A 22,784-nucleotide genomic window follows, 5' to 3' on the forward strand; every position below is an offset into this window, starting at 1 on the left:
ACCGACGCGACGATGAGCGGACCGCTGCCGGACCCCTTCGCCGGCCAGCCCGACTGGGCGCCGCTACCGCCGAGACCGATAGAGATCGTTCCCGCCACCAGCCGGGTCGAGCTTCGTGGCCGCCGCGTCCTCGTCGGGCTTCCGGGCCTCGGGTGGCGGGGAGACCTACGCGCCGACGAACGGGTGGTGCAGGGTAGCCGCACCTATGTGCCGATCATTCCCGAACACGAGTGGTACCGGGCAGAGTCCGACCAGGTCGAAGTTTTCGCCCCGCTCGTCCCCCTGGAACGGGTCTGGGTGGAGACTCTCGGGGCCCGCCCATCGGCCACTGATGCTGCTCGTGGCCAGGGAATTCGTCTGGTCTCCCTGGACGGACCGACACACCCCGCCCCCACCCCGGTCTTCGAGACGGATGCGGTCAACGGACGACGGGTGGTGCACGTCGAGGACGCTACGGAACGCCGTGATCTTCGCGCGGTGACCGAGTCGTACTCGGGTGCCGACGGCGACATCTGCGTGCGGGTCACTCCGGAACTGGAGTGGTATCGCTGGGCCTGGCGCGGACAGCCGCCCACCACCCTCGAGGTTCCGGTCCACCTGCTGTGGATCGAATGAACTAAAACCTCTTCGTGGCTTCGCAGACTCTCCAATGGTCTTTGAGTCGGGTTTGAAAGCGCCAACGTTGCCGGTCGGTCTGGGAGATGCCGTCGACGGCGGCTGAGAGAATAAGGTCGGTCTCCACTTGCGCACTTTCGCCCTCTCGTTTGATCAAGAGGGCACCCCAACTGACCGTGAGGGTGGTCGCGAAACGGCGCTCCCTGTCGCGTAGGTCGTCACGTAGGGCTCGAAGTTCGGCAAGGCCGTCTGGGTTCCCCTCGCAAGCAAGGAGTTCTGCGCGGGTGTCGTTCTCATTGACCAGAAACTCGCGAAGGTAGTTGTCCACCACTACGTCCGGGGCGCTGCGGTCGGGGGTGGCGGCCCGCTCGTACAGCACGTAGCCGGTCACTCCGGCCCCCACACAGAGCAACGCCAACACCCCGCCGACGACGGTGAGGACGGTCCGGAGCCGGCGGGGCCGACGCGGCGGCACCGGCAGCGGCGCAGGGGGTGCCGACTGGTCCGGTGGGGTCCGCTGCGCCGGTACGCGGGACACCTGGGAACCGGCGGGGGGCTGCACTGATTCCACCCCCTGAGGCTATCGGCTGGCCGCCTCGTACCCAATGCCCCGGAAGCTGCAGATCGTGACAGGACGACCCCGACAGGTGAGAGTTCTCCACCATTCGCGACAAGCCCGGCGCATCGCCGTCGTGCATCCCGGGGGAGCGGCCCGGGCTGGGATACGGTCTGCAGTCGGGGGTATCCAACCTCGAAGGAGGGGTGGACACGCCTCGGAAAGAGGGGTGGACGCGGTGGCCGGTCCGAAGGCTCGTACGAACCGCGCCGCAGCCCTGCACCGTCGGGCCGCCGCCACCGTCGCCGCGGCCACCGTCGTCCTCGACGAGATCCGTCCCGCCCCCGCCGACCAGCGTCGCCAGTACGAACTGGCGGACCGGCTGCGCAGCGCCGCCGCCCTGCTCGCACCGGGGTGGGCCGGTGTCCCGCTGGAGACCGTGTCGGCGGACGCCCCGTGTGGTGAGGACAATCCGCCCTTCGTGCGGATCGGGGTGGCGGCACCGTTGGAGGATGCCCGTTTCCCGGCCCTGGTGCCGTTGTTCGGGTCGGGGCACCTGACGCTCGACGCGGACGCCCGGGACCTGCGGGTGCGCGGCCTGCTGCGGGCCGTACTGCTGCGGGTGCTGGCGGCCATCCCCGCAGGTTGCCTGCTGGTGCGCGGCGTCGACGGCACCACCAGCCGGCCCGGCGCGGGCGTCGCCCCGGGCGGTAGCCGGGGCGACGGTGTCGGGTCGGGGGGCGACGGCGTCTTCGCCCCGTTCGCGGCGCTGGTCGACGCGGGTCTGCTGCCGCCTCCGGCGGCGGACGTGGCCGGGCTCCGGTCGGTGCTGACCGAGGCAGAGCAGTGGGTGTCTCCGGGTGCCGGTCGTCCCCGTCGGCACGACCGGACCCTGTTGCTGGTGATCGCCGGGTTGCCCGAGTCGACCGGGTCGAGCGACCTGGACCGGATCGTGGCGCTGGCCGAGCGCGGCCGGGGTGCCGGTCTGCACCTGGTGGTGGCTGGTTGGCCGGTACTGGGTCGGCCGCCGTTGCCACAGGCCACTCCGGTGCGGCTGCGCACCTCGTACGCGCTGGTGGGTGATCCGCCGGGCAGTCCGTTCAGCGGACCGGGCACCGAGTCACCGGGTGGGCTGAACTGTCCCGTCCTCGTCGATGACGATCCCGGTCCGGAGCTGATCGGGGCGGTGTGTCGTCGGCTGGCCGACCAGGTGGAGGCGGGTTCCCGGTTGGGTCTGGCCGAGTTGTTGCCACCCGGGGACGCCCAGCTGTGGACGACCACGTCGGTCGACGGACTGTCCACCACGGTCGGGGATGCCGGCGGCCGGCCGGTCACCGTGGGCTTCACCGAGTTGACCCCGCACTGGTTGGTCAGTGGCCGGTCGGACGCGGGTCGGTCGGCGTTCCTGACCACCGCCCTGCTCGGCCTGACCGCCCGGTACGGCCCGGACGAACTGGCGCTGTACCTGGTGGACCTGGGCGACGGCGAGTCGTTCGTGGAGTTCCTCCAGACCGAACGGGACCGGTCGTGGTTGCCGCAGGTCCGCGCGGCGGGGATGGCTGCCGACCCGGAGTACGTCCGGGACCTGTTCGACCAGTTGGCGGCGGAGATCCACCGACGGGAGGAGGCGGCGGCGCGGGCCGGTGGTCAACGGTTCGCGGAGCTGCGTGACCATCAGGTGCTGCCCCGCATCGTCTGTGTCCTCGACAATTTTCCGCTGTTGTTGTCGGATCGGGATCCGGTGGCTGCCGAGGTGCTGGCCCGGTTGGACGGGCTGGCCCGCTCGGGGCGGGGGTACGGCGTCCACCTTGTCCTGGCCGGGGCGGGTGACCTGGGTGTCGGTGCGGGGTCGGCCCCCCGGGACTCGGTGCTGGGGCAGTTCCCGGTGCGGGTGGCGCTCGCCGGGGGCAGTGCGGTGCTGATGCCGACCAACGATGCCGCCGCCGGTCTGGCGGTGGGCAGCGCGGTGGTGAACACCGCCGGTGGGCTGGGTGGTCCACGCGGCGCGACCCGGGGGCACGAGCGGTTGGTCCGGTTCCCCGATCCGCACGACGCCCCGGAGGTGGTCGAAGGGCTGCGGCGTCGCCTGTTCGCGGCGCGGCCGGAGGGTGCCGTACCGCCGGTGGTGTTCGCCGGGTGGGCCCGGCCGTTGCTCGGTAACGACCCACGGATGCGGGCCGCCGTCGCCGGGCGGTCCGGTGCCCCGGCGGCGCTGCTGGGTCGGGCGGTCGACGTGGCACGGACGACCGTGGCGGTGCCGCTGGGTCCGGTGGCCGGGCGCAACCTGGCGGTGCTCGGGCCGGGCCTGGCGGCGGCGGCGCTGCTGGCGACGGCCGCCCGGAGCGTCGCCGCGCACCACCCGCCGGGCGGCGCGGAGTTCGTGGTCGCCGCGCTGGCCGAGGGGTCCGCCCCGCTGGCCGCCGCGCTCGCCGCCGAGTTGGGTGGGTGTCACCGCGTGTCGACGGTGGACGGGCCGGGCCTGCTGACCGCTTCCACCGGCACCGGCCCGACCTATTTCGTGGTGTTCGGGGTGGACGTACCCACCGCGGAGGAGCTGCCGCCGGAGCGGCTGCGCACACTGCTGCGGGAGGGCCCACCGGCGGGTCGGCACCTGTTGGGCTGGTGGCGGACGGTTCCGCCGTTCGCCGGGTTGGTGGAGCCGGACGACGAGGTGGGCAAGCTGGCTGCGGTCGCCACCGTCGACGTGCCTGGTGCGCAGCTCGCTCCGCTTTTCGGCCATCCGGTGCAGTGGCGTCCCCGACCGGCCCGGGTGGTCCTCTGGGACGGTGCCGACGACCGGGGCACCGTCCTGGTGCCGTTCGCCGACGAGGAGGAAACCTCGTGACCGACCGCGCGGGGAACGGATACGGCCTGACCGCGAGGAACCGACCGCCACGGGGGCCGCAGCTGTGCGACCGCGAGGGGGACCTGAGGTGACCGACCGCGAGGGGGACCTGGCCGTGACCTGTCGTGCGGAGCGTCGGGCGTGAGCATCGATGACGCGGTGACGGTGGCGCCGGTCCGGCAGCGGCCCGCCGGTGAGCCGGCCCCGTCGATGACCGCAGCCTGGACCGAGTATCTGGCCGCCGCCCGCCAGCTCGACGGGGTACGCCGGGGTGCGGCGACGGCTGCCGCGGCGCAGTCCCGCGCCGTGGAGGCGGCCCGTGCGGAGTTGGCCGAGGTACGCGCCCGGTTGGTGCCGCAGCAGGCGAGACTGCGCGAGTTGGGCGTACCGGCGATCTCGTTGGCCCCGACGCCGCCGGAGCTGACCGAGGCCACCAGGGTGATGCTGGGCGGTCCGGCGGCGGTGCTGGCCGGACTGCGTACGGCCCAGGGCTGGGTGGAGGGCGCGGACGCGGCGTTGGCCGCGCGCGGTGCGCCGCGTCCGGCGGCCTGGCCACCCCGGTGGCGCAACCTGCTGGTGTACGGTCCGCTGGCGCTGATCGTGCCGGTGGTGCAGTTGGTGCTGTTCCTGACGGTCGACTCCGGCCCGGTGAGCGTGGCGGCGCTGCTGGTGGGTCTGCCGATGCCGGCGGCGGCGTTCGCGGCCGGCTGGGTCGGGATCAGCCGGCTGTTCCCTCCGGGACCGGACGGGAGGTGGGAGCGTACCCCCCGGCTGGGGCTGCTGACCTGCCTGGTGCCGGCGGTGGTGACCACCGCCGGGATCATGCTGGCCCTGCTGGCCGGCTGACCCCCGGCCCCGGCCCGCACCCCGGCTCAGGGCTCAGGGCTCAGGGCTCAGGGCTCAGGGCTCAGGGCTCAGGGCTCAGCGGGGGATGATCAGTGACATCGCCTCGGCGCGGGACTTCGCGTCGTGCTGGAGCACGCCGCGCACGGCCGAGGTGATGGTCTTGGCGCCGCTCTTCTGGATGCCGCGCATGGCCATGCACATGTGCTCGCATTCGAGTATCACGATGACGCCGCGCGGTTGCAGTCGGCTCATCAGCAGGTCGGCGATCTGCGAGGTGAGCCGCTCCTGCACCTGCGGGCGGCGGGCGAAGACCTCGACCAGTCGGGCCAGCTTGGACAGGCCGGTGATCCGGCCGTCGGGGCCGGGGATGTAGCCGATGTGCGCGCTGCCCCGGAACGGCAGCAGGTGGTGCTCACAGAGGCTCATCACGTCGATGTCCCGGACGAGTACCAACTCCTCGTGGTTGGCCTCGAAGGTGGTGCTGAGCACCTGGGCCGGGTCGACCCGCAGGCCGGCGAAGAGTTCGGCGTACGCCCGGGCGACCCGGGCCGGGGTCTGCTGGAGGCCGTCGCGGTCCGGGTCCTCGCCGACGGCGATGAGGATCTCGCGGACCGCCTTCTCGATCCGGCCGAGGTCCATGGTGTCCTCGATCGGGCGACCGTTGAGCTTGCCGCTGATCAGTCGGGCGGCGACGTGGTCGAGTGCCTCGTCACCGGGCTCGGTGGACGAGGCGGCCAGCCCCGCGTTGTCGGGGCTGGCCGCGGCGTCGGTGTTCAGTGCAGACCGTCCGAGTTGTTCGAGGAGCCGCCGACGGAGATGCCGTCCGCGGTGGCTTGCGCCTTGAGCTTCTCCTTCTCGGCCGGGGTGAGCACCGGCGGCTCGGTGGAGGGCAGGCGCTTGCCGAAGCCGTTGTACGGGGCCATCGGCGGGCGCTTGACCACCCGGGAGCAGATCCGGGCCATGTCGGCGGTGGAGAGGGTTTCCTTCTCCATCAGCTCCAGGACCATGTTGTCCAGGACGTCCCGGTATTCCACCAGGATCTCCCAGGCCTCGTCGTGGGCCAGCTCGATCAGGGCCCGCATCTCGCCGTCGATCTCGGCGGCGACCGAGTCGGAGTAGTCCCGTTCGTGGCCCATGTTGCGGCCGAGGAACGGCTCGTCCCCGCTGGTGCCGTACTTGATCGCGCCGAGCTTCGAGCTCATGCCGTACTGCGTGATCATCGCGCGGGCCAACTGGGTGGCCTTCTCGATGTCGTTGCCGGCGCCGGTGGTGGGCTCGTGGAAGACGAGTTCCTCGGCGGCCCGACCGCCCAGCGCGTACGCCAGGGTGTCGATCATCTCGGCCCGGGTCTGGGTGTACTTGTCCTCGGTCGGCAGGACCAGGGTGTGCCCCAGCGAACGACCCCGGGACAGGATGGTCACCTTGTGCACCGGCGCGGCGTGCGGCAGCGCCCAGGCGACCAGCGCGTGCCCACCCTCGTGGTACGCGGTGATCTTCTTTTCCTGGTCGCTCATCACCCGGGTCCGGCGCTGCGGCCCGGCGATCACCCGGTCGATCGACTCCTCCAGCGAGTCGTTGCTGATCGCCCGCTGTTCCTTGCGGGCGGTGAGCAGCGCGGACTCGTTGATCACGTTGGCCAGGTCGGCCCCGGAGAAGCCGGGGGTACGCCGGGCGACCGCGTCGAGGTCGACGTCGGGGGTGAACGGCTTGCCCTTGGCGTGCACCCGCAGGATCGCCTTGCGGCCCTCCATGTCGGGGGCGTCGACGGGGATCTGCCGGTCGAACCGGCCCGGACGCAGCAGCGCCGGGTCGAGGATGTCCGGTCGGTTGGTGGCGGCGATCAGGATGACCCCGCCCTTGGTGTCGAAGCCGTCCATCTCGACGAGCAGCTGGTTGAGGGTCTGTTCCCGCTCGTCGTGGCCGCCGCCCATGCCGGCGCCACGGTGCCGGCCCACGGCGTCGATCTCGTCGACGAAGACGATCGCCGGGGCGTTCGCCTTGGCCTGCTCGAAGAGGTCGCGGACCCGGCTGGCGCCGACACCGACGAACATCTCCACGAAGTCCGAGCCGGAGATCGAGTAGAACGGCACCCCGGCCTCGCCGGCGACGGCGCGGGCCAGCAGCGTCTTACCGGTACCGGGCGGGCCGAAGAGCAGCACGCCCTTCGGGATCTTGGCGCCCAGGGCCTGGTATTTCGCGGGGTTCTGGAGGAAGTCCTTGATCTCGTGGAGTTCCTCCACCGCCTCCTCGGCCCCGGCCACGTCCGCGAAGGTCGTCTTCGGGGTGTCCTTGGTGATCATCTTCGCCTTGGACTTGCCGAAGTTGAGCACCCGGGAGCCGCCGCCCTGCATCTGCGACATGAAGAACAGCAGCAGGAGCACGAGCAGCGCGATGGGCAGCAGGTTGACCAGCAGGCTCACCCAGATGCTGTCGGACGACACCTTGGCGTCCGCCGGGCCGGTGACCCGGTTGGCCGCCTTGGCCTCGAGGACCTCGTTCCAGACCTGCTCGCCGGCCTGGTAGGGGAACTGGGCCTCGATCCGGTCGGTCGTGGTGTCGCCGAACTTGGTCTTCTCGGCCAGGTTGAGCTGGAGCGTCTGCTCCTTGTCCTGGAAGACGACCTTATTGATCTTGGCGGTGTGCAGTTGGTCGAGCGCAACGGAAGTGTCCACCCGGTGGTAGCTGGGACCAGCGGTGAACAGCTGACTGAGCACAACGGCGCCGAGGATGACCAGGATGATCCAGACCACCGGTCGGCGGAAGAAACGCGTACGTTCCATGCTGTTGTCGAGCGCCGAGGCGCCCGCATCCTCCTGATCGACGTCCTGACCGTCTGAATGGTGTCGCCGCCGGAGGCGGCGTCGAGCCGCCGTGCGGGCCGGCCTCGACCCCGGGGCGCGCGAACTGCCGCACCGCGGTCATTCGACGGTACACCGTGCGCGCCAGGTGCGAGCTTGCGAGCCCCGCAGTCGGGCACATTCGTGACCCCGAGTTGCGAGCCTGCGAGCCCGGCGCCCGCGTGGACGGCGAACCGGGGTCTCAGCCGACGTGGCGGGGAACTGCGCACCGGCTCCGTCGACCGCCCGGTCACGCGGGTCGGGGTGCCGGGCGCGGAGCTGCCCCCACGCCACCCGTCCCTACCGTAGTCGGATTGGCTGGGAGCCCGCTGAACGTCCGCTCGATGACGACCGATACGAGCGGAAGTTCAGGCCCGGGCGTAGACCTCGGGCTTGAGCACACCGACGTACGGCAGCTCGCGGTAGCGCTCACCGAAGTCCAGGCCGTAGCCGACCACGAACTCGGTGGGGATGTCGAAGCCGACGTACTTCACCGGGACCGTGACCTTCACCGCCTCCGGTTTACGGAACAGGGCCACCACCTCGACGCTGGCCGCCGACCGGGACTCCAGGTAGCGCAGCAGCCAGGACAGGGTCAGGCCGGAGTCGACGATGTCCTCGACCACCACCACGTGCCGACCGGCGATGTCCCGGTCCAGGTCCTTGAGGATGCGCACCACGCCGGAGGAGGTGGTGCCCTGGCCGTACGAGGAGATGGCCATGAAGTCCAGCTCCACGGGTGGACCCTGGCGGCCCAACGCCCTGGCGAAGTCGGCCATGAACATGACCGCGCCCTTGAGTACGCAGACGAGCAGGAGCCCGTCGGTGACCCCGGCATAGTCCGCCGAGACCTGCTTGGCCAGCTCCGCCGTTTTCTCGCGGATCTGTGCCTCGGAGATGATCACGTGATCGATGTCGGCGTCGTACCAGGAGCCGTCAGCCATGCTCCTAGCCTGCCGTACGCCGGCCGACCCGCGTCGGCGGGGCCGCACCTTTCGGCGCGACCCCGCCACGGTTTTTTCCGGCACACCGGGAGCAACCACCTCAGCAGGCGCGGGACCGCCAGCGGCGACCGTCCTCGGTGGGCTTCCAGTCGGCGGAGTCACGGGTGTCGGCGGTCAGGCCGACCGCCGAGGCGACGGCCAGCGCGACGATGAAGAGCAGGAACAACAGGAACTGCATGGCGGCGCTCACTTTCCGGGGATTTGAGTGGTTTTCGCCGCCGGCGCGCACCGGACTACTACCAGTTTCCGCCCCCACCCCGGCCCCGGACAGTGGCAGCAATGCCATACCCCCTCGATTTTCTGCCACTCCTGCGGTTACCCTCGTCACATGATCCGATCGGTGGCCGTCATCGCACTGGACCAGGTGGCCGTCTTCGAGCTGGGCGTGCTCACCGAGGTCTTCGGCACCGACCGCACCGACGACGGTTTCCCCGGCTACCGGTTCACCGTCTGCACCGCCGACGGCGACCCGGTGCGCACCGCCTCCGGCTTCGGCCTCACCCCGCACGCCGACCTCGCCCCGGTCGACGACGCCGACCTGGTCGCGGTGCCCGCGTACACCCACGGCGACGGTGAGCTGCCCGAGGCGGTGCTGGCCGCGCTGCGCCGCGCCGCCGACCGGGGGGCGTACGTGTTCAGCGTCTGCTCCGCCGCGTTCGTGCTCGGTGCGGCCGGCCTGCTCGACGGCCGGGAGTGCACCACCCACTGGAAGTACGTCGACGAGCTGCAACGCCGCCACCCCTCGGCCCGGGTCCGGTGCGACAGCCTCTACGTGGCCGACGGGCCGGTGCTGACCAGCGCCGGCACCGCCGCCGGCATCGACGCCTGCCTGCACCTGGTACGCCAGGAACACGGTTCGGGCACCGCCACCCGGCTCGCCCGGCGGATGGTGGTCCCGCCGCACCGCGACGGCGGCCAGTCCCAGTACGTCGAGGCGCCGATCCCGGCCACCCCCGACGCCCCCACCCTCGAACCGGTGCTGAGCTGGCTGGTGGGGCACCTGGACCGGCCGACCACCGTGGACGAGCTGGCCGCCCGCGCCGGCATGTCACCGCGGACCTTCGCCCGCCGGTTCCGGGCCGAGACCGGCACCACCCCGCACGACTGGCTCACCAACCAGCGGGTGCTGCTGGCCCGCCAGCTGCTGGAGGAGACCCGGCTCAGCGTGGAGAGCGTCGCCGCCCGCTCGGGGTTCCCCGACGCCGCCGCCCTGCGCCACCACTTCGCCCGCCGGGTCGGCACCACCCCGCAGGGCTACCGCACCACCTTCCGCGACCGCGTCCCCACCGCCTGAGCCGCCGCCCCCGGGGGCAGCGCCGGGGTCAGTAGCCCAGCGCCGCGCCGTCGACCCGGGGCTCCGCGCCGACCACCCAGCCGCCGGCCGGGTCACGCCACAGCGCCTGGCCGTACCCGAAGACCGACGGCTCGTCGGCGACGGTGACCTCGTGGCCCCGGGCGCGCAACCCCGCGACCAGGCCGGGTTCCGCCGCCAGGGCCGGCTCGACGAGCAGGGTCCGGCCGGCGTGCCAGTACCAGCGGGGGGCGTCCAGGGCGGCCTGCGGATCGAGGCCGGCGTCGACGGTCGCGGCGACCAGTTGGACGTGCCCCTGCGGCTGCATGTGCCCGCCCATCACCCCGAACGGCCCGACCGGTGCCCCGTCGCGGGTCAGGAAGCCCGGGATGATCGTGTGGAAGGGCCGCTTGGCCGGCCCCACCACGTTGGGATGACCCGGGTCGAGCCGGAAACCGGTGCCCCGGTTCTGCAGGACGAAACCGTGGCCGGGCAACACCACCCGGGAACCGAACCCCAGGTAGGTGGACTGGATCAGGCTGACCATCAGCCCGTCGGCGTCGGCCGTGCAGAGGTAGACGGTGCCGCCCCGCTCGGGCGTGCCGGCCACCGGGTCGCCGGCCCGGTCGGTGAGCAGCGCCCGCCGCGCCGCCAGGTAGCCCGGGTCGAGCAGGCCGGCGGTCGGCACGTCGGCCCGGTCCGGGTCGGCCACGTGCGCGTGCGCGTCGGCGAAGCCGAGCTTCACCGCCTCCACCTGCCGGTGCACCCGGTCCACCGGGTCGACGCCCGGGTCGAGGCCGTCCAGGACGCCCAGCGCCAGCAGCGCCGCCAGCCCCTGCCCCGGCGGCGGCAGCTCCCACACCTCGTGCCCCCGGTAGCTGACGCTGACCGGGTCGACCCAGGTCGAGGTGTGCGCGGCCAGGTCGGCGGCGGTGAGGAAGCCACCGGTACGGGCGGCGTGCCGGTCCAGCGCCGCCGCGATCGCACCCCGGTAGAAGTCCTCCGCGCCGGTGGCGGCGATCAGCCGCAGCGTCCGGGCCGCCGCCGGATTGCGCCAGCGTTCACCCGGCCGGGGTGCCCGACCCGCTACCGTGAAGACCCGGTCGAACTCGGTGAACTCGGCACCCGTCGGCACCGGCTGCGCCAGCGCCCGGGCCCAGGTGGCGGCGGTGCCGGTGGAGACCGGATGGCCATGCTCGGCGTACCCGACCGCATCGGTGAACAGGTCGGCGAAGGGCAGCACACCGAACCGGTCGTGCAGGTCCCGCCAGCCGGCCGGCGCACCCGGCACCGTCACCGGCAGCCAGCCCCGGGCGGGCATCGCCGGCCCGGCCGCCTGCGCGCCACCGAGCGCCGCCACCGGTTCCGCCGCCGCCCCGCCGGTGGCGGCCAGCACCACCTCCCGGGTCAGCGCGGCCGGTGACCGCCCGACGGCTGCGAGACCGTGCAGCCGGTCGCCGTCCCAGACGATGGCGAACAGGTCACCACCGATGTCGTTGGACGGCGGCTGCACCACGGTCAACGTGATCGCGGTGGCCAGCGCCGCGTCGACGGCGTTGCCGCCGCGCCGCAGCACGGCCAGACCCGCCGCCGCCGCGAGCGGGTGGCTGGTCGAGACGGCACCGTGCGGGGCGAACAGGGCACTGCGGGGGTACGCCATCAGCCCTGTCTACCGCACCACCCCAACCCACCCCACGGGTACGCGGCCACGCCGCTGCACGGGCGCCTCGGCACTCGGCACTCGGCACTCGGCGCTCGGCACTCGGCACTCGGCGCTCGGCACATCATGATCAGATTGCGAAAATGGAGACGACACGCCGGCCCGAATGCTCAAAAACGCAATCTGATCACTCCTCTGCCCCCGGCCACCCTGCCTGAGGCGCACTCAGCCAGCCAACGGGTCCCCACTCGGGACGCGCCCAGCCGACGGGTCCCACTCGGGAGGCGTCCAGCCGACGGGTCGTCCACTCGGGCACGCTCAGCCGACGGACCCCGATCGGATGTGCTCAGCCAACGGACCCCGATCGGATGTGCTCAGCCGACGGGCAGCAGCCGGCCGCCGCGACGGCCGACGCGTACCCCGCCGGGCAGCGCCGTCGCACCCTGCCCCCGCCAGGCGGTGACCAGCGCGTCCAGCGCGTCCACGTGCCGGTGGGAGAGCGCACCGGGTGGGGCCCCCAACTCCCGCGCCCAGGCGTGCAGCACCCGGCTGCGGACCGCCCCCGGCAACCCGGCCAGCGCCACGACGGACAAGCCCCCACCGTCCCGCAGGGGAGGCCGGTCGACTGCCGCCCCGTCGGATGGGGGTGGCGGGGTGGCGAGGGCGGCGGCGGCCAGGTCGTCCAGGGCGGCGGTGTCGGCGGCGAGCAGTCGTGCTGTCCGGGCCAGGTTGTCCAGGACCCCCTCGCCGAGGGCGGTGACCAGGGCCGGCAGCACGTCGGCGCGGACCCGGGCCCGCGCGTACGACGGATCGGTGTTGTGCGGGTCCTGCCACGGGGTCAGGCCCGACGCCGCGCACGCGTCGCGGGTCTGTGCCCGGGTGACGTCGAGCAGTGGGCGCAGCAGCGGCACCCCGGCCAGGTCCCGCCGGGCGGGCATCCCGGCCAGCCCACGCGGGCCGGCACCCCGGGCGAGCGCCAGCAGCACCGTCTCGGCCTGGTCGTCGCGGGTGTGTCCGAGCAGGACGGCACTGGCCCGGTACCGGCGGGCGGCGTCCGAGAGCGCCTGGTAGCGGGCCTGCCTGGCGGCCGCCTCGGGGCCCCCCGGCCGGCCGGCCACCGTCACCGGCACCGCCTCGACCGGATCGAACCCGACGCTCGCAGCCCAGTCGGCGACGGCGGCGGCACGTTCGGCCGACCCGGCCTGCAACCCGTGGTCGACGGTCACCAGAGCGGCCCGCCGCCCGAGCCGGGACGTCACGAAGGCGGTGGCGACGGCGAGGGCGAGCGAGTCCGGCCCGCCCGAGCAGGCCACCAGCACCGGCCCGTCGGCGGGCAACCCGGCCAGGGCACGGCGCACCGCGACCCGCAGGGTGGCCACCGACGGCGCGAGGGCCACCCCGGGTGGGGCACCGCGAACGTGCCGTCCGGCCACGGTCGGGTCGACGCAACTGGTTCCGCCCACCGGCTCGGCACCGCTCTGCCCGACCACCGGTCCGACGGTCGAGCCGACAGCGCTGCCCCCGACCACCGGACCAACGGCCGGGCCGACAGAGCCGGGCCCGACCACCGGGCCGACAGAGCTGTCCCCGACCACCGGGTCGACGGAGCTGGGCCGACCGGCCACCGGGTCAGCCGGCGGTCGGGGTGGCGCCGGCCGGGCCGTGTACCCGGGCCACCCAGGCGGCCGGGTCACCCAGCTCGTCCAGCCGGGGCAGGGTCAGCGGCGAACCGAAGATCTTGTTGAAGCCGGCCATGCCCACCTGCTCGACCACGCCGTGCACGAACTTGCGCCCCTCGGCGTACTGGCGCATCTTGACGTCCACCCCGAGCAGCCGGCGGATCGCCTTCTCCAGCGGGTTGCCCGCCTCCCGGCGGCGGTTGAACCCCGCCCGGATCCGCTCCACGCTGGGGATGACCTGCGGGCCGACGCCGTCCATCACGAACTCGGCGTGCCCCTCCAGCAGGGTCATCAGCGCGGTCAGCCGGTCCAGCACCGCCCGCTGCGCCGGGGTCTGCACGATGTCCAGCACGCTGGTGCGGCTGTCCGGGTCGCGTACCGCGTCGGAAAGGGTGGACACCCCCCGGCGCAGGCGCTCGACCAGGTGTTCGGTGCCCTGCGAGGCGTCCACGAACGCCTGCACCTCACCGAGGAAGTACGCCCGCATCCACGGCACGGCGGTGAACTGGGTGCGGTGGGTGACCTCGTGCAGGCACACCCAGAGCCGGAAGTCGCGCGGGTCGGCACCGAGCTTGCGCTCCACCTCGACGATGTTCGGCGCGACCAGCAGCAGCTGCCCCGGGTCGGCGGAGAAGACCTCGTACTGGCCGAGCACCCGGCCGGAGAGGTACGCCAGCACGGTGCCCGCCTGCACCCCGGTGAGCCGGGAGCCGACTGCCTCGGTGAGTGCGCCTGGCGGCTTGTCGCCGGAGAGCCGGCTGACCAGTGGGGTGATCACCTCCCGCAGGCCGGCGATGTTGGTCGCCGCCCAGTCCCGCCGGTCCACCACCCGCACCGGCGGATGACCCACCTGCGGGCGCAGCCCCGTGTAGTCGGCGACGTGCCCGGCCGCCTCGTCGGTGAGCCGGCGTAGATCGCCGACCACCTCGGTGGCCTCCGCGTACGACACGCGGGGGCCCGACTTGCTCAGCGCCCCCGCGGTGGCGGCGGCCAGATCCCAGTCCACGAACTGCGCCATGCCACCCACCGTACCCGCGCCGCGACACCCCGGCCGGTTCCGCACGACGGGCTGCCCCACGGCCGACCGGGCACGACCAGGGCGCGACCCGCCGGACGGCAGCGGGCGACCCCGCCCACCCGGCGACGGACGGCAGGGCTGCTCAGCGGCAGCCGCAGCCGGCCAGTGCACCGGCGATCCGGTCCAGTGCCGCCCGGGTCACCTCCGGGTCGCCGCCCGGCGCCTGGTCGGTGAGCACGGCGAAGGTGAGCAGCCGGCCGTCGCGGGTGGTCACCAGGCCGGCGATGGCGTGCACCCCGGTCAGGGTGCCGGTCTTGGCCCGGACCACGCCGGCCCCGGCGGCGGTGGACGTCGACTCGTACCGGGTGCCGAGGGTGCCTGACCAGGCGGCCACCGGGAGGCCGCCGAAGATGGCGGTCAGCTCCGGATGGGTGCCGTTGCCGGCCAACGCGATCAGGTCGGTGAGCAGCGAGGGGCTGATCCGGTTGTTCCGGGACAGTCCGCTGGCGTCGGCGAGGCTGATCTCGTCGGCCGGCAGGCCCAGTTCGCCGATCACCTCGTCCATCGCCGCCGCGCCGCCGGCGAAGGACGCCTGCTGGTTGCGGACCAGGGCGACCTGGCGGGCCAGCGCCTCGGCGATCACGTTGTCGCTGTCGGTGATCATGATGTCGACCAGCCGGATCATGGGCAGCGACTCGACCTTGCCCAGTTCGGTGCCGGGCGCGGTTGCACCACCCTCAGTCGCGCCGCCGGCCGCCGGGGCGGTGCCCCGGACCACCCCGGTCTCCGGCAGGCCGAGCAGCCGGGCGAAGGAGCGGCCGGCGGCCAGGTCGGGCTCGGCGTACCGGGTGGCCGCACCGTGGCTGTCGGCGAAGTTCTTCCGCGCCCCCGCCGGGTCCTGGCGCGCGCCGTCGGTCATCAGCGCGGTGATCGACGCGCCGAAGCCGCCGGTCGGGATGTCCGCGTCCCAGCCGGGACCGTGGACCGGGCCGGGGAAGAGGGTCGAGTCGACCACCACCCGGGTCGGGGCGGTGCCGCCGAGGGCCTGCTTGACCTGGGCGGCGAGGGTGTCGAGCCGGGCGGCACCGGGATAGAAGCCGGATTTGTCGACGGCCAGGGTCGGGTCGCCCCCACCGACCAGCACCACCTCGCCCGGGTTCGCCCCGGCGAGCGCACGGGTCGCGATCCGGTAGCCGGGGCCCCGCGCCTTCAACACGGTCACCCCGGTCGCGAGCTTGGTGACCGAGGCGGGGACGGTGCCGTCGTCGCCGCCCCTGGCGTACAGCGATTCGCCGCTGACCACGTCGGCCACCGACACGTTCACCCGGCTACCCAGGGCGGCGGCACCGGTCAGCGGCTCGACCGCGGCGCGTACCCCGGCGGGGGTCGGCACCGGGGCGGCGGCGTCGGGGCCGGCGAGCACGGGGGACGGGTCGGGCTCGGGGGGACGCGCGGAGGGCGACGGGGTGGGGTCCGCGCCCAGCCAGTCGGCGACCGGACCGGGCCGGAGCACCGCCGCCGCCCCGGCGAGGCCGACCAGCAGCACGAGGACCAGCAGCACCGGCACCCACCGCCGACGGCGACGCGGCGGCCCACCGGCCGCCCCCGGTGGGCCGGTGACCGGCGTGGAACCGGGGGGTACGGGACGCGACGCCGGCCCCGGCTGGGCGGCCGACGACGGGTGGGCAGGCGAGGGATGACCAGTCGACCCCGGCTGGGCAGGTGACGACGAATGGACGGGCGGCGACGGCATCCCGCCCCCGGGGGAGACCGACGCCGCACCACGATGCGGCGCGACCTGCGCGGACCCGGAGTGCGGCGCGGCCGGTGCACTGCCGGCGTGCGGCGCGACCGGGGCGCTACCCGCGTGCGGCGCGACCTGCGCGGTGCCGGAGTGCGGGGCTGCCGGGGCGGAGCCGGACGGCGGCGGGACCTGCGCGGAGCCGGAGGGCGGGGCTGCCGGGGCGGAGCCGACGGACGCGCGACCGGCGGCGGCCGTGGCCGGTGGACGCCAGGCCGGCGGGGGCGGCTGGTCGGCGACCCGACCAGCGGCCGACGGTGACTCGGGGGTCGACTCCGGGCGGCGTGGGACGTTCGCGTCGGGCACCGACACCCGGCCGGTGGCCCCGCCGGTCACGGGTCGCCCCGAACCCCGGCCGTCAACCCCCTCCGGGCGGTAGTGTGAATCTTCCCTCCCCACGACCCCCTCCTCCCGCCGCCGAACTCGCCTGGGTGACACTACTTCGGTCCGAAGACTATGCGGCGTCCGGAGCCGACGGGTGGCCATTCATCCGTACCGGGGGCGTCAGTGGTTCCGTTCAGCCAGCGTGGGCAGACGAGGGAGCGTGGGAGATGGATTTCGACGTCACGGTTGAGATCCCGAAGGGTCACCGAAACAAGTACGAGGTGGACCACGCGACCGGCCGGATCCGGCTGGACCGCACCCTGTTCACGTCGACCCAGTACCCGGCCGACTACGGCTTCATCGAGGGCACCCTCGGCGAGGACGGCGACCCGCTGGACGCGCTGGTGCTGGTCCCCGAGCCGACCTTCCCGGGCTGCCTGATCCGCTGCCGCACCATCGGCATGTTCCGGATGACCGACGAGAAGGGCGGCGACGACAAGGTCCTCTGCGTGCCCTACGAGGACCCCCGCCAGGAGCACCTGCGCGACATCCACCACCTGGGCGAGTTCGACCGGCTGGAGATCCAGCACTTCTTCGAGGTCTACAAGGACCTCGAACCGGGCAAGTCGGTCGAGGGCGCCACCTGGGTCGGCCGGGTCGAGGCCGAGGCCGAGGTGCTGGCGTCCTACCAGCGGGCCCGCGACGCCGAGGCGCAGGGCGGCACCGCCCACTGACCCACCAGCTCCACCGCAGGCCCGGACCCCGGTGGTCCGGGCCTGCGGCGTGACCGGGCGGGCGGTCGGGCTCAGCCCAGCAGGCCCCGGGCGGTGTCGTAGAGGTCCAGCACCGCGCAGGCCACCGGCACCACCGACACCACCAGTGCGGTGTCCGTCAGGTCAGCCACCCGACCGAGGTACGGCGAGACCGGTCGCCGGGCGTACGTCGTACCGGCGGCGACGGCGAGCAGGGCGACGAACAGCCCTCCCCCGCTCAACGCCAGCAGCCCGAGGGCACCGGAACGGCCGGCGAGCACCGCGCCGAGCACCACGAACCCGGCCAGCCCGGCGACCACCGGGGGCACCCGGTGCCGGACCGCCACGAACAGCCGGGACCGCAGCAGCAGCACCGCCGCCCCGACCGCCACCAGCACCCGCCCGGCGACGCCGCCGGTGACGGCGAGCACCGACACGGTCGCGACGACCAGGGTGGCGTGCCCGAGCAGCATCCCGGTCAGCATCTCCTCGCTGCGGGCCACCGCCGCGTACACCCGACCCCGGTCCGGCAGGTCCCGCACCCCGTCCGGGCCGCCCGTCGGGGCGTCCGGCAGGGTGATCGGCGGCAGCGGCACCTTGCCCAGCCGGATCGCCGCCAACGGCAGCACCCCGAGGGCGAAGACCAGCACGCAGAGCAGTACGGCGGCGGTGGCGGCCGAGGTGAGCAGCAGCCCACCCAGGCCGGCGAGCGTACCCACCGCGCCGACGGTCGCGCCGGCCACGAAGACCCGCAGCCGGGTGGCGACGCCGAGCAGACCCAGGACGGCGGCCAGCAGCAGCGCCACCGCACCGGCGAGGAGTTCGGGTGCGCCGAGCCAGGGCAGCGGCTGCACCGACCCGACCGGGTCCCCGGAGCTGACCGCGAGGGCACCCGCCGTCGCGGCGTACGGCAGGGCGTAGCCGCCGAGGGTGGCCCCGGTCGGGCCGTCGCCGTACGCCCGGGAGGCGATCGTGGCGGCGAGGGTGAGCAGCAGCGCCACCGCGCCCGCGGCGGGCCAGCCGGCGGGTTGCCCCGGCCCGGCGGCCAGGACGGCGAGCAGCCCCACGGCCAGCGGCACCCCCGCCCCGGCCAGTACGGCGGCCCGGGTGGTCGCCGCCGACCAGGCGGCCCCCCGGCGGCGGGCGCCGTCGGCGATGGCCTCGACCACGTCGTCGTACTCCAGCTCGGGCCACTGGTCGTGGGCGGGCACCAGGTGCAGCACCTCGCCGTCGCGCACCCCCTGCGGCAGCAGCGGCTGCGCGGTCACCAGCACCGCGCCGTCGGTGCGTCGCAGCACCCAGCCGCCGTGCCGCTCGCCGTCGTCGGCCAACCCCTCGCCGGCGTGCCGCAGCACCTCGGGGAGCAGTTCGGCCAGGGGCACCTGCTCCGGCAGGGCCACGTCGACGCGGCGCCCGGGGGCGCTGATGGTGACCCTGGCCAGCCCGGTTGTCATCGACTGGACTCCATATCGATCGGGAGCGGTGGCTGACGGACGACGCGCACTTTACCTACGATGAGCCAGGTTCGGGTTACCGAGCGCCACAGGGAGGTGCCTTTTGTCCACTGTCGTCATCAAGCGGCCACCGCGCCGGCCCGCGCCGGAGATCCCGGTCGGCGAGCTGCCCGTGGAGGGCCCGCCGGAGATCCCCGTGGTCACCGGCGGACGCTGGCAGCAGGCGCTGATGGTGCTGCCGATGCTGGGTGGCACGGTGGCGATGGCGATGATGTTCGGTCGCGGTGGCGGCGCCTACTCGTACGTGGTGGGCGGCATGTTCGGGCTCTCCTCGGTGGCGATGCTGATGACCTCCTGGGGCAGTGCCTCCGGCACGCCGAGGAAGTCGGAGATGATGGCCGCCCGCCGGGAGTACCTGCGGCACCTGACCGGGCTGCGGCGACGGGTCCGGCAGACCGCCCGGCAGCAGCGGGCCGGGCTGTACTACCGGCACCCGGACCCGGGTCGGCTCTGGTCGACGGTGGACAGCCACCGGGTCTGGGAACGCCGCCCCGCCGACCCGGACTTCGGTGTGGTCCGGATCGCCGTCGGGCCGCAGACGCTGGCCACCCCGCTGGTCCCGCCGGTCACCCGCCCCCTGGAGGAGTTGGAGCCGATGACCGCCGGGGCGCTGCGGCGCTTCCTCGACGCGTACTCGGTGGTGCCGGACCTGCCGGTGGCGCTGTCGCTACGCAGCTTCGCCCGGGTCTTCGTCCGGGGTGGGCGGTCCGACGGCACCGGCGGGGCGGCGGAGAGCGGCGGCACGGGGTCGCCCGACGCGCAGGCGCTGGCCCGCGCGATGCTCACCCAGCTCGCCGTCTTCCACGCCCCCGACGAGTTGCTCGTCGCGGTCTGCGCCGGCCCGGAACGGCGGCGGCACTGGGAGTGGGTCAAGTGGCTGCCGCACGCCCACCACCCGAGCAGGGTCGACGCGCTGGGCCCGGTCCGGCTGGTCGCCAGCTCCGCCGTCGAGCTGGAACGGCTCCTCGGCGAGGTGCTGGCCAGCCGGTCCCGGTTCAGCCCGGCCGGGCCGGCCACCGACGGCCCGCACGTGGTGGTGCTCCTCGACGGCGGCGACCTGACCGACGCCACCGAACTGACCGGCGACGGCGGCATCGACGCGGTCACCGTGCTCGACCTGGACACCCCGCCGCCGCGCCTGCTGGACCGGTTCGCCCTGCTGCTGGAGGTCCGGGCCGGCCGGCTGCACTCCTGGTCGGCCGAGGGGCACGCCGAGGTGGGCCGCGCCGACCGGTTGGACGTCGCCGACGCGGAGGCGGTCGCCCGCCGGCTCGCCCCGCTGCGGCTCGCCGCCGTCAGCCGGGGCACCGAGGCCACCCCCGGTGCCGAACTCGACCTGCCCGAGCTGCTCGGGCTCGGCGATCCGGAGGGGTTCACCGCCGACCAGGGTTGGCTGCCCCGCTCACCCCGCGACCGGCTGCGGGTGCCGATCGGCGTCGGCGTGGACGGCGGCGCGGTCGAGCTGGACCTCAAGGAGTCCGCGCAGGACGGGATGGGCCCGCACGGGTTGCTGATCGGCGCGACCGGCTCCGGCAAGTCGGAGCTGCTGCGTACCCTGGTGTTGGCGTTGGCCGCCACGCACAGCTCGGAGCAGCTCAACTTCGTGCTTGTCGACTTCAAGGGCGGAGCCACCTTCGCCTCCTTCGACCGGCTGCCGCACACCGCCGCCGTGATCACCAACCTGGTCGACGCGTTGCCGCTGGTCGACCGGATGGTGGACGCCATCAACGGCGAGCTGATGCGCCGCCAGGAGCTGCTGCGCCGGGCCGGCAACTTCGCCAGCCTGCGCGACTACGAGCGGGCGCGGGCGGCCGGTGCGCCGCTCGCCCCGCTGCCGTCACTGCTGCTGGTCTGCGACGAGTTCTCCGAGCTGCTGTCGGCCAAGCCCGACTTCATCGACCTGTTCGTGCAGATCGGCCGGCTCGGCCGGTCACTCGGCGTGCACCTGCTGCTGGCCAGCCAGCGGCTGGAGGAGGGGCGGCTACGCGGGTTGGACACCCACCTGTCGTACCGGATCGGGTTGCGGACCTTCTCGGCGTTGGAGTCCCGCACGGTGCTCGGGGTGCCGGACGCCCACGAGCTGCCCCGCTCCCCCGGGCACGGCTACCTGCGCGCCGGCACCGACCCGCTGGTCCGGTTCCGGGCCGCTTACGTCTCCGGGCCGGTCCGGCGGCGCAGCGGGGCGGGCGGCGGCGGGGCGGGCGGGGCGGCCCGGCTGCTCGCCTTCTCCACCCACCTCGTCCCGGTGCCGGAACCGGTCGCCCCGGTGGCCCTGCCGGCCGTCGGGGAGGCCGCCGAGACCCTGCTCGACACGCTGGTCGGCCGGTTGGCCGGGCAGGGTCCGCCGGCCCACCAGGTGTGGCTGCCGCCGCTGGAGCACGCGCCCACCCTGGACGAGTTGCTCGGTCCGCCCACCGTCGACCCGCAGCGTGGCCTGGGCTTCGCCAACCCGGAGCTGCACGGTGGCCTCCAGGTGCCGGTGGCGATCGTCGACAAGCCGTACGAGCAGCGACGTGACCTGCTGTGGTTGGCACTGGGCGGGCCGGCCGGGCACGTGGCCGTGGTCGGGGCACCGCAGAGCGGCAAGTCGCACGCGGTGCGGACGTTGATCTGCGCGCTGGCGCTCACCCACACGCCGACCGAGGTGCAGGTCTACTGCCTGGACTTCGGTGGCGGCGGGTTGACCGCGCTGCGGGAGCTACCGCACGTGGGCGGGGTGGCCGGCCGGGCCGACCCGACGGTGGTCCGGCGTACCGTCGGAGAGATCGCCACCCTGCTCGCCGAGCGGGAACGCCGCTTCGCCGAGCTCGGGGTGGAGTCGATGGCGGCGTGGCGTGCCCGCCGCCGGGCACTCACCGCCGCCGGTCAGCCCACCGTCGACCCGTTCGGTGACGTGTTCCTCGTCGTGGACGGCTGGGCCACCCTGCGCGGCGAGTACGACGACCTGGAACCCCTGATCACCGACCTGGCCACCCGGGGTCTGTCCTACGGGGTGCACGTGGTGGCGAGCGCCGTGCGTTGGCTGGACTTCCGGCCCGGCATCCGGGACCTGTTCGGTTCCCGGGTGGAGCTGCGTCTGGGCGACCCGTCGGACTCGGTGGTGAAGCGGGCGGCGGCGGCCGGCGTGCCGGAGCAGGCGGGCCGGGGGATCACCGCGCAGAGCCTGCACCTGCTCACGGCCCTGCCGCAGCTCACCGGCGGGGACACCGGGGATCTGGTGAAGGCGGTCGCCGGTGCCTGGTCGGGCCCGGTCGCCCCCCGGGTGCGGTTGCTTCCCCCGGTGCTGCCGTACGCCGAGTTGGACACGGGTGCCGGCACCGGCCTGGCGTTCCCGGTCGGGATCGCCGAGGCGGATCTGCGCCCGGTGCTGCTCGACTTCGCCACCGAGCCGCACTTCGTGGTCTTCGGCGACGCCGAGTGCGGCAAGTCGTCGTTCCTGCGGGCGCTGGCCACCTCGATCATCGACCGGTTCACCCCGGAGCAGGCCCGGGTGATCCTGGTCGACTACCGGCGCAGCCTGCTCGGCACCGTCGAGACCGACCACCTGATCGGATACGGGACGGCGGCGGCGCACACCGCTGAGTTGATCGAGTCGGTCGCCGGTTACATGCAGGGTCGACTGCCCGGCCCGGAGGTCACCCCGGCGCAGTTGCGGGACCGTTCCTGGTGGTCCGGCCCGGAGCTGTTCATCCTGGTCGACGACTACGACCTGGTGGCCAGCGGTCCGGCGAACCCGCTCCGGGCGTTGGAGGAGCATCTGCCCCAGGCCCGTGACGTCGGCCTGCACCTGGTGCTGGCCCGCCGCTGCGGTGGCGCCGGCCGGTCCCAGTACGAGCCGATCGTGCAGCGCCTGCGCGAGTTGTCCACCGCCGGGCTGGTGATGAGCGGCAGCCCCGACGAGGGGCAGTTGGTGGGCGCGGTCCGGCCGGGTCCGTTGCCGGCGGGGCGTGGCCGGCTGGTCACCCGACGCGAGGGCGTACGCCTCGTGCAACTGGCCCATCTGCCGCCACCGTGATCCGGGTGTGCCGGAACGTGCCGTGTC

General features: G+C 73.9%; 16 protein-coding genes. 6 read left to right on the forward strand and 10 right to left on the reverse strand.

Annotation, left to right across the window (positions count from 1 at the left end; genetic code table 11):
* The first annotated feature begins 12 nt into the window (after positions 1 to 12).
* Positions 13 to 615: a hypothetical protein gene (locus AB0B63_RS21485; protein WP_357021379.1), complete on the forward strand. Its 603-nt coding sequence runs from the start codon at positions 13 to 15 to the stop codon at positions 613 to 615.
* Position 616: 1 nt separating this feature from the next.
* Here AB0B63_RS21485 and AB0B63_RS21490 read toward each other — a convergent pair whose 3' ends face one another.
* On the reverse strand, positions 617 to 1,177 hold the full coding sequence (locus AB0B63_RS21490) for a hypothetical protein (RefSeq protein WP_357021482.1): 561 nt from the start codon (positions 1,175 to 1,177) through the stop codon (positions 617 to 619).
* Between the two features lie 223 nt (positions 1,178 to 1,400).
* Here AB0B63_RS21490 and AB0B63_RS21495 point away from each other — a divergent pair, with 223 nt between their 5' ends.
* Positions 1,401 to 4,016 carry an FtsK/SpoIIIE domain-containing protein gene (locus AB0B63_RS21495; RefSeq protein WP_357021382.1) on the forward strand — a complete coding sequence of 872 codons (2,616 nt, stop codon included), beginning with the start codon at positions 1,401 to 1,403 and terminating at the stop codon, positions 4,014 to 4,016.
* 159 nt (positions 4,017 to 4,175) lie between these two features.
* Positions 4,176 to 4,862, forward strand: coding sequence for a hypothetical protein (locus AB0B63_RS21500; RefSeq protein ID WP_357021485.1), 687 nt, complete (start codon positions 4,176 to 4,178; stop codon positions 4,860 to 4,862).
* A 75-nt stretch (positions 4,863 to 4,937) separates the two neighbouring features.
* Here AB0B63_RS21500 and folE read toward each other — a convergent pair whose 3' ends face one another.
* The 4 genes from folE to AB0B63_RS21520 all read right to left on the reverse strand — a co-directional run bounded on the left by folE (position 4,938) and on the right by AB0B63_RS21520 (position 8,881).
* Positions 4,938 to 5,600, reverse strand: coding sequence for a GTP cyclohydrolase I FolE (gene folE / locus AB0B63_RS21505; protein ID WP_208567923.1), 663 nt, complete (start codon positions 5,598 to 5,600; stop codon positions 4,938 to 4,940).
* 35 nt (positions 5,601 to 5,635) lie between these two features.
* Positions 5,636 to 7,642, reverse strand: coding sequence for an ATP-dependent zinc metalloprotease FtsH (ftsH, locus tag AB0B63_RS21510; RefSeq protein ID WP_357021385.1), 2,007 nt, complete (start codon positions 7,640 to 7,642; stop codon positions 5,636 to 5,638).
* A gap of 425 nt (positions 7,643 to 8,067) precedes the next feature.
* Positions 8,068 to 8,643 (reverse strand): hypoxanthine phosphoribosyltransferase, encoded by a 576-nt coding sequence (gene hpt, locus AB0B63_RS21515; protein WP_208567737.1) that lies wholly within the window; start codon positions 8,641 to 8,643, stop codon positions 8,068 to 8,070.
* Between the two features lie 100 nt (positions 8,644 to 8,743).
* A complete protein-coding gene (locus AB0B63_RS21520; RefSeq protein ID WP_208567736.1) occupies positions 8,744 to 8,881 on the reverse strand; it encodes a hypothetical protein in 138 nt (45 codons plus the stop codon).
* Between the two features lie 150 nt (positions 8,882 to 9,031).
* Between AB0B63_RS21520 and AB0B63_RS21525 the strand changes: the two genes are divergently transcribed.
* Entirely contained in the window at positions 9,032 to 9,997 is a 966-nt protein-coding gene (locus AB0B63_RS21525) for a helix-turn-helix domain-containing protein (RefSeq protein WP_357021389.1), read from the forward strand.
* A gap of 28 nt (positions 9,998 to 10,025) precedes the next feature.
* Here AB0B63_RS21525 and AB0B63_RS21530 read toward each other — a convergent pair whose 3' ends face one another.
* The 4 genes from AB0B63_RS21530 to dacB form a co-directional block, all read right to left on the reverse strand.
* Positions 10,026 to 11,654 (reverse strand): gamma-glutamyltransferase family protein, encoded by a 1,629-nt coding sequence (locus AB0B63_RS21530; RefSeq protein WP_357021392.1) that lies wholly within the window; start codon positions 11,652 to 11,654, stop codon positions 10,026 to 10,028.
* A 374-nt stretch (positions 11,655 to 12,028) separates the two neighbouring features.
* On the reverse strand, positions 12,029 to 13,051 hold the full coding sequence (gene tilS, locus AB0B63_RS21535; RefSeq protein ID WP_307799333.1) for a tRNA lysidine(34) synthetase TilS: 1,023 nt from the start codon (positions 13,049 to 13,051) through the stop codon (positions 12,029 to 12,031).
* A gap of 232 nt (positions 13,052 to 13,283) precedes the next feature.
* Positions 13,284 to 14,351, reverse strand: a complete 1,068-nt coding sequence (locus AB0B63_RS21540) for a zinc-dependent metalloprotease (RefSeq protein WP_357021395.1) — start codon at positions 14,349 to 14,351, stop codon at positions 13,284 to 13,286.
* Between the two features lie 142 nt (positions 14,352 to 14,493).
* Positions 14,494 to 16,104, reverse strand: a complete 1,611-nt coding sequence (gene dacB, locus AB0B63_RS21545) for a D-alanyl-D-alanine carboxypeptidase/D-alanyl-D-alanine-endopeptidase (RefSeq protein ID WP_357021489.1) — start codon at positions 16,102 to 16,104, stop codon at positions 14,494 to 14,496.
* A gap of 599 nt (positions 16,105 to 16,703) precedes the next feature.
* On the opposite strand from dacB, the gene AB0B63_RS21550 reads away from it, so the two are divergent.
* Complete coding sequence (locus AB0B63_RS21550; protein WP_204927072.1) at positions 16,704 to 17,210, forward strand: inorganic diphosphatase; 507 nt, start codon at positions 16,704 to 16,706, stop codon at positions 17,208 to 17,210.
* A 71-nt stretch (positions 17,211 to 17,281) separates the two neighbouring features.
* On the opposite strand, the gene eccD is transcribed toward AB0B63_RS21550, so the two are convergent.
* Positions 17,282 to 18,682, reverse strand: a complete 1,401-nt coding sequence (gene eccD / locus AB0B63_RS21555) for a type VII secretion integral membrane protein EccD (protein WP_357021399.1) — start codon at positions 18,680 to 18,682, stop codon at positions 17,282 to 17,284.
* A 103-nt stretch (positions 18,683 to 18,785) separates the two neighbouring features.
* Here eccD and eccCa point away from each other — a divergent pair, with 103 nt between their 5' ends.
* Entirely contained in the window at positions 18,786 to 22,757 is a 3,972-nt protein-coding gene (gene eccCa, locus AB0B63_RS21560; RefSeq protein ID WP_357021402.1) for a type VII secretion protein EccCa, read from the forward strand.
* The last annotated feature ends 27 nt before the right edge of the window (positions 22,758 to 22,784 follow it).

Origin of the sequence: Micromonospora sp. NPDC049081, assembly GCF_040648835.1 — a bacterium.
GTDB lineage: Bacteria > Actinomycetota > Actinomycetes > Mycobacteriales > Micromonosporaceae > Micromonospora > Micromonospora antibiotica.

Excerpts from the sequence above, each read along its gene's own strand:
- AB0B63_RS21485 (WP_357021379.1), top strand. The coding sequence starts at position 13 with ATGAGCGGACCGCTGCCGGACCCCTTCGCCGGCCAGCCCGACTGGGCG.
- AB0B63_RS21540 (WP_357021395.1), bottom strand. The coding sequence starts at position 14,351 with ATGGCGCAGTTCGTGGACTGGGATCTGGCCGCCGCCACCGCGGGGGCG.
- hpt (WP_208567737.1), bottom strand. The coding sequence starts at position 8,643 with ATGGCTGACGGCTCCTGGTACGACGCCGACATCGATCACGTGATCATC.
- AB0B63_RS21525 (WP_357021389.1), top strand. The coding sequence starts at position 9,032 with ATGATCCGATCGGTGGCCGTCATCGCACTGGACCAGGTGGCCGTCTTC.
- eccD (WP_357021399.1), bottom strand. The coding sequence starts at position 18,682 with ATGACAACCGGGCTGGCCAGGGTCACCATCAGCGCCCCCGGGCGCCGC.
- ftsH (WP_357021385.1), bottom strand. The coding sequence starts at position 7,642 with ATGGAACGTACGCGTTTCTTCCGCCGACCGGTGGTCTGGATCATCCTG.
- dacB (WP_357021489.1), bottom strand. The coding sequence starts at position 16,104 with ATGCCGTCGCCGCCCGTCCATTCGTCGTCACCTGCCCAGCCGGGGTCG.
- AB0B63_RS21530 (WP_357021392.1), bottom strand. The coding sequence starts at position 11,654 with ATGGCGTACCCCCGCAGTGCCCTGTTCGCCCCGCACGGTGCCGTCTCG.
- AB0B63_RS21550 (WP_204927072.1), top strand. The coding sequence starts at position 16,704 with ATGGATTTCGACGTCACGGTTGAGATCCCGAAGGGTCACCGAAACAAG.
- AB0B63_RS21520 (WP_208567736.1), bottom strand. The coding sequence starts at position 8,881 with ATGCAGTTCCTGTTGTTCCTGCTCTTCATCGTCGCGCTGGCCGTCGCC.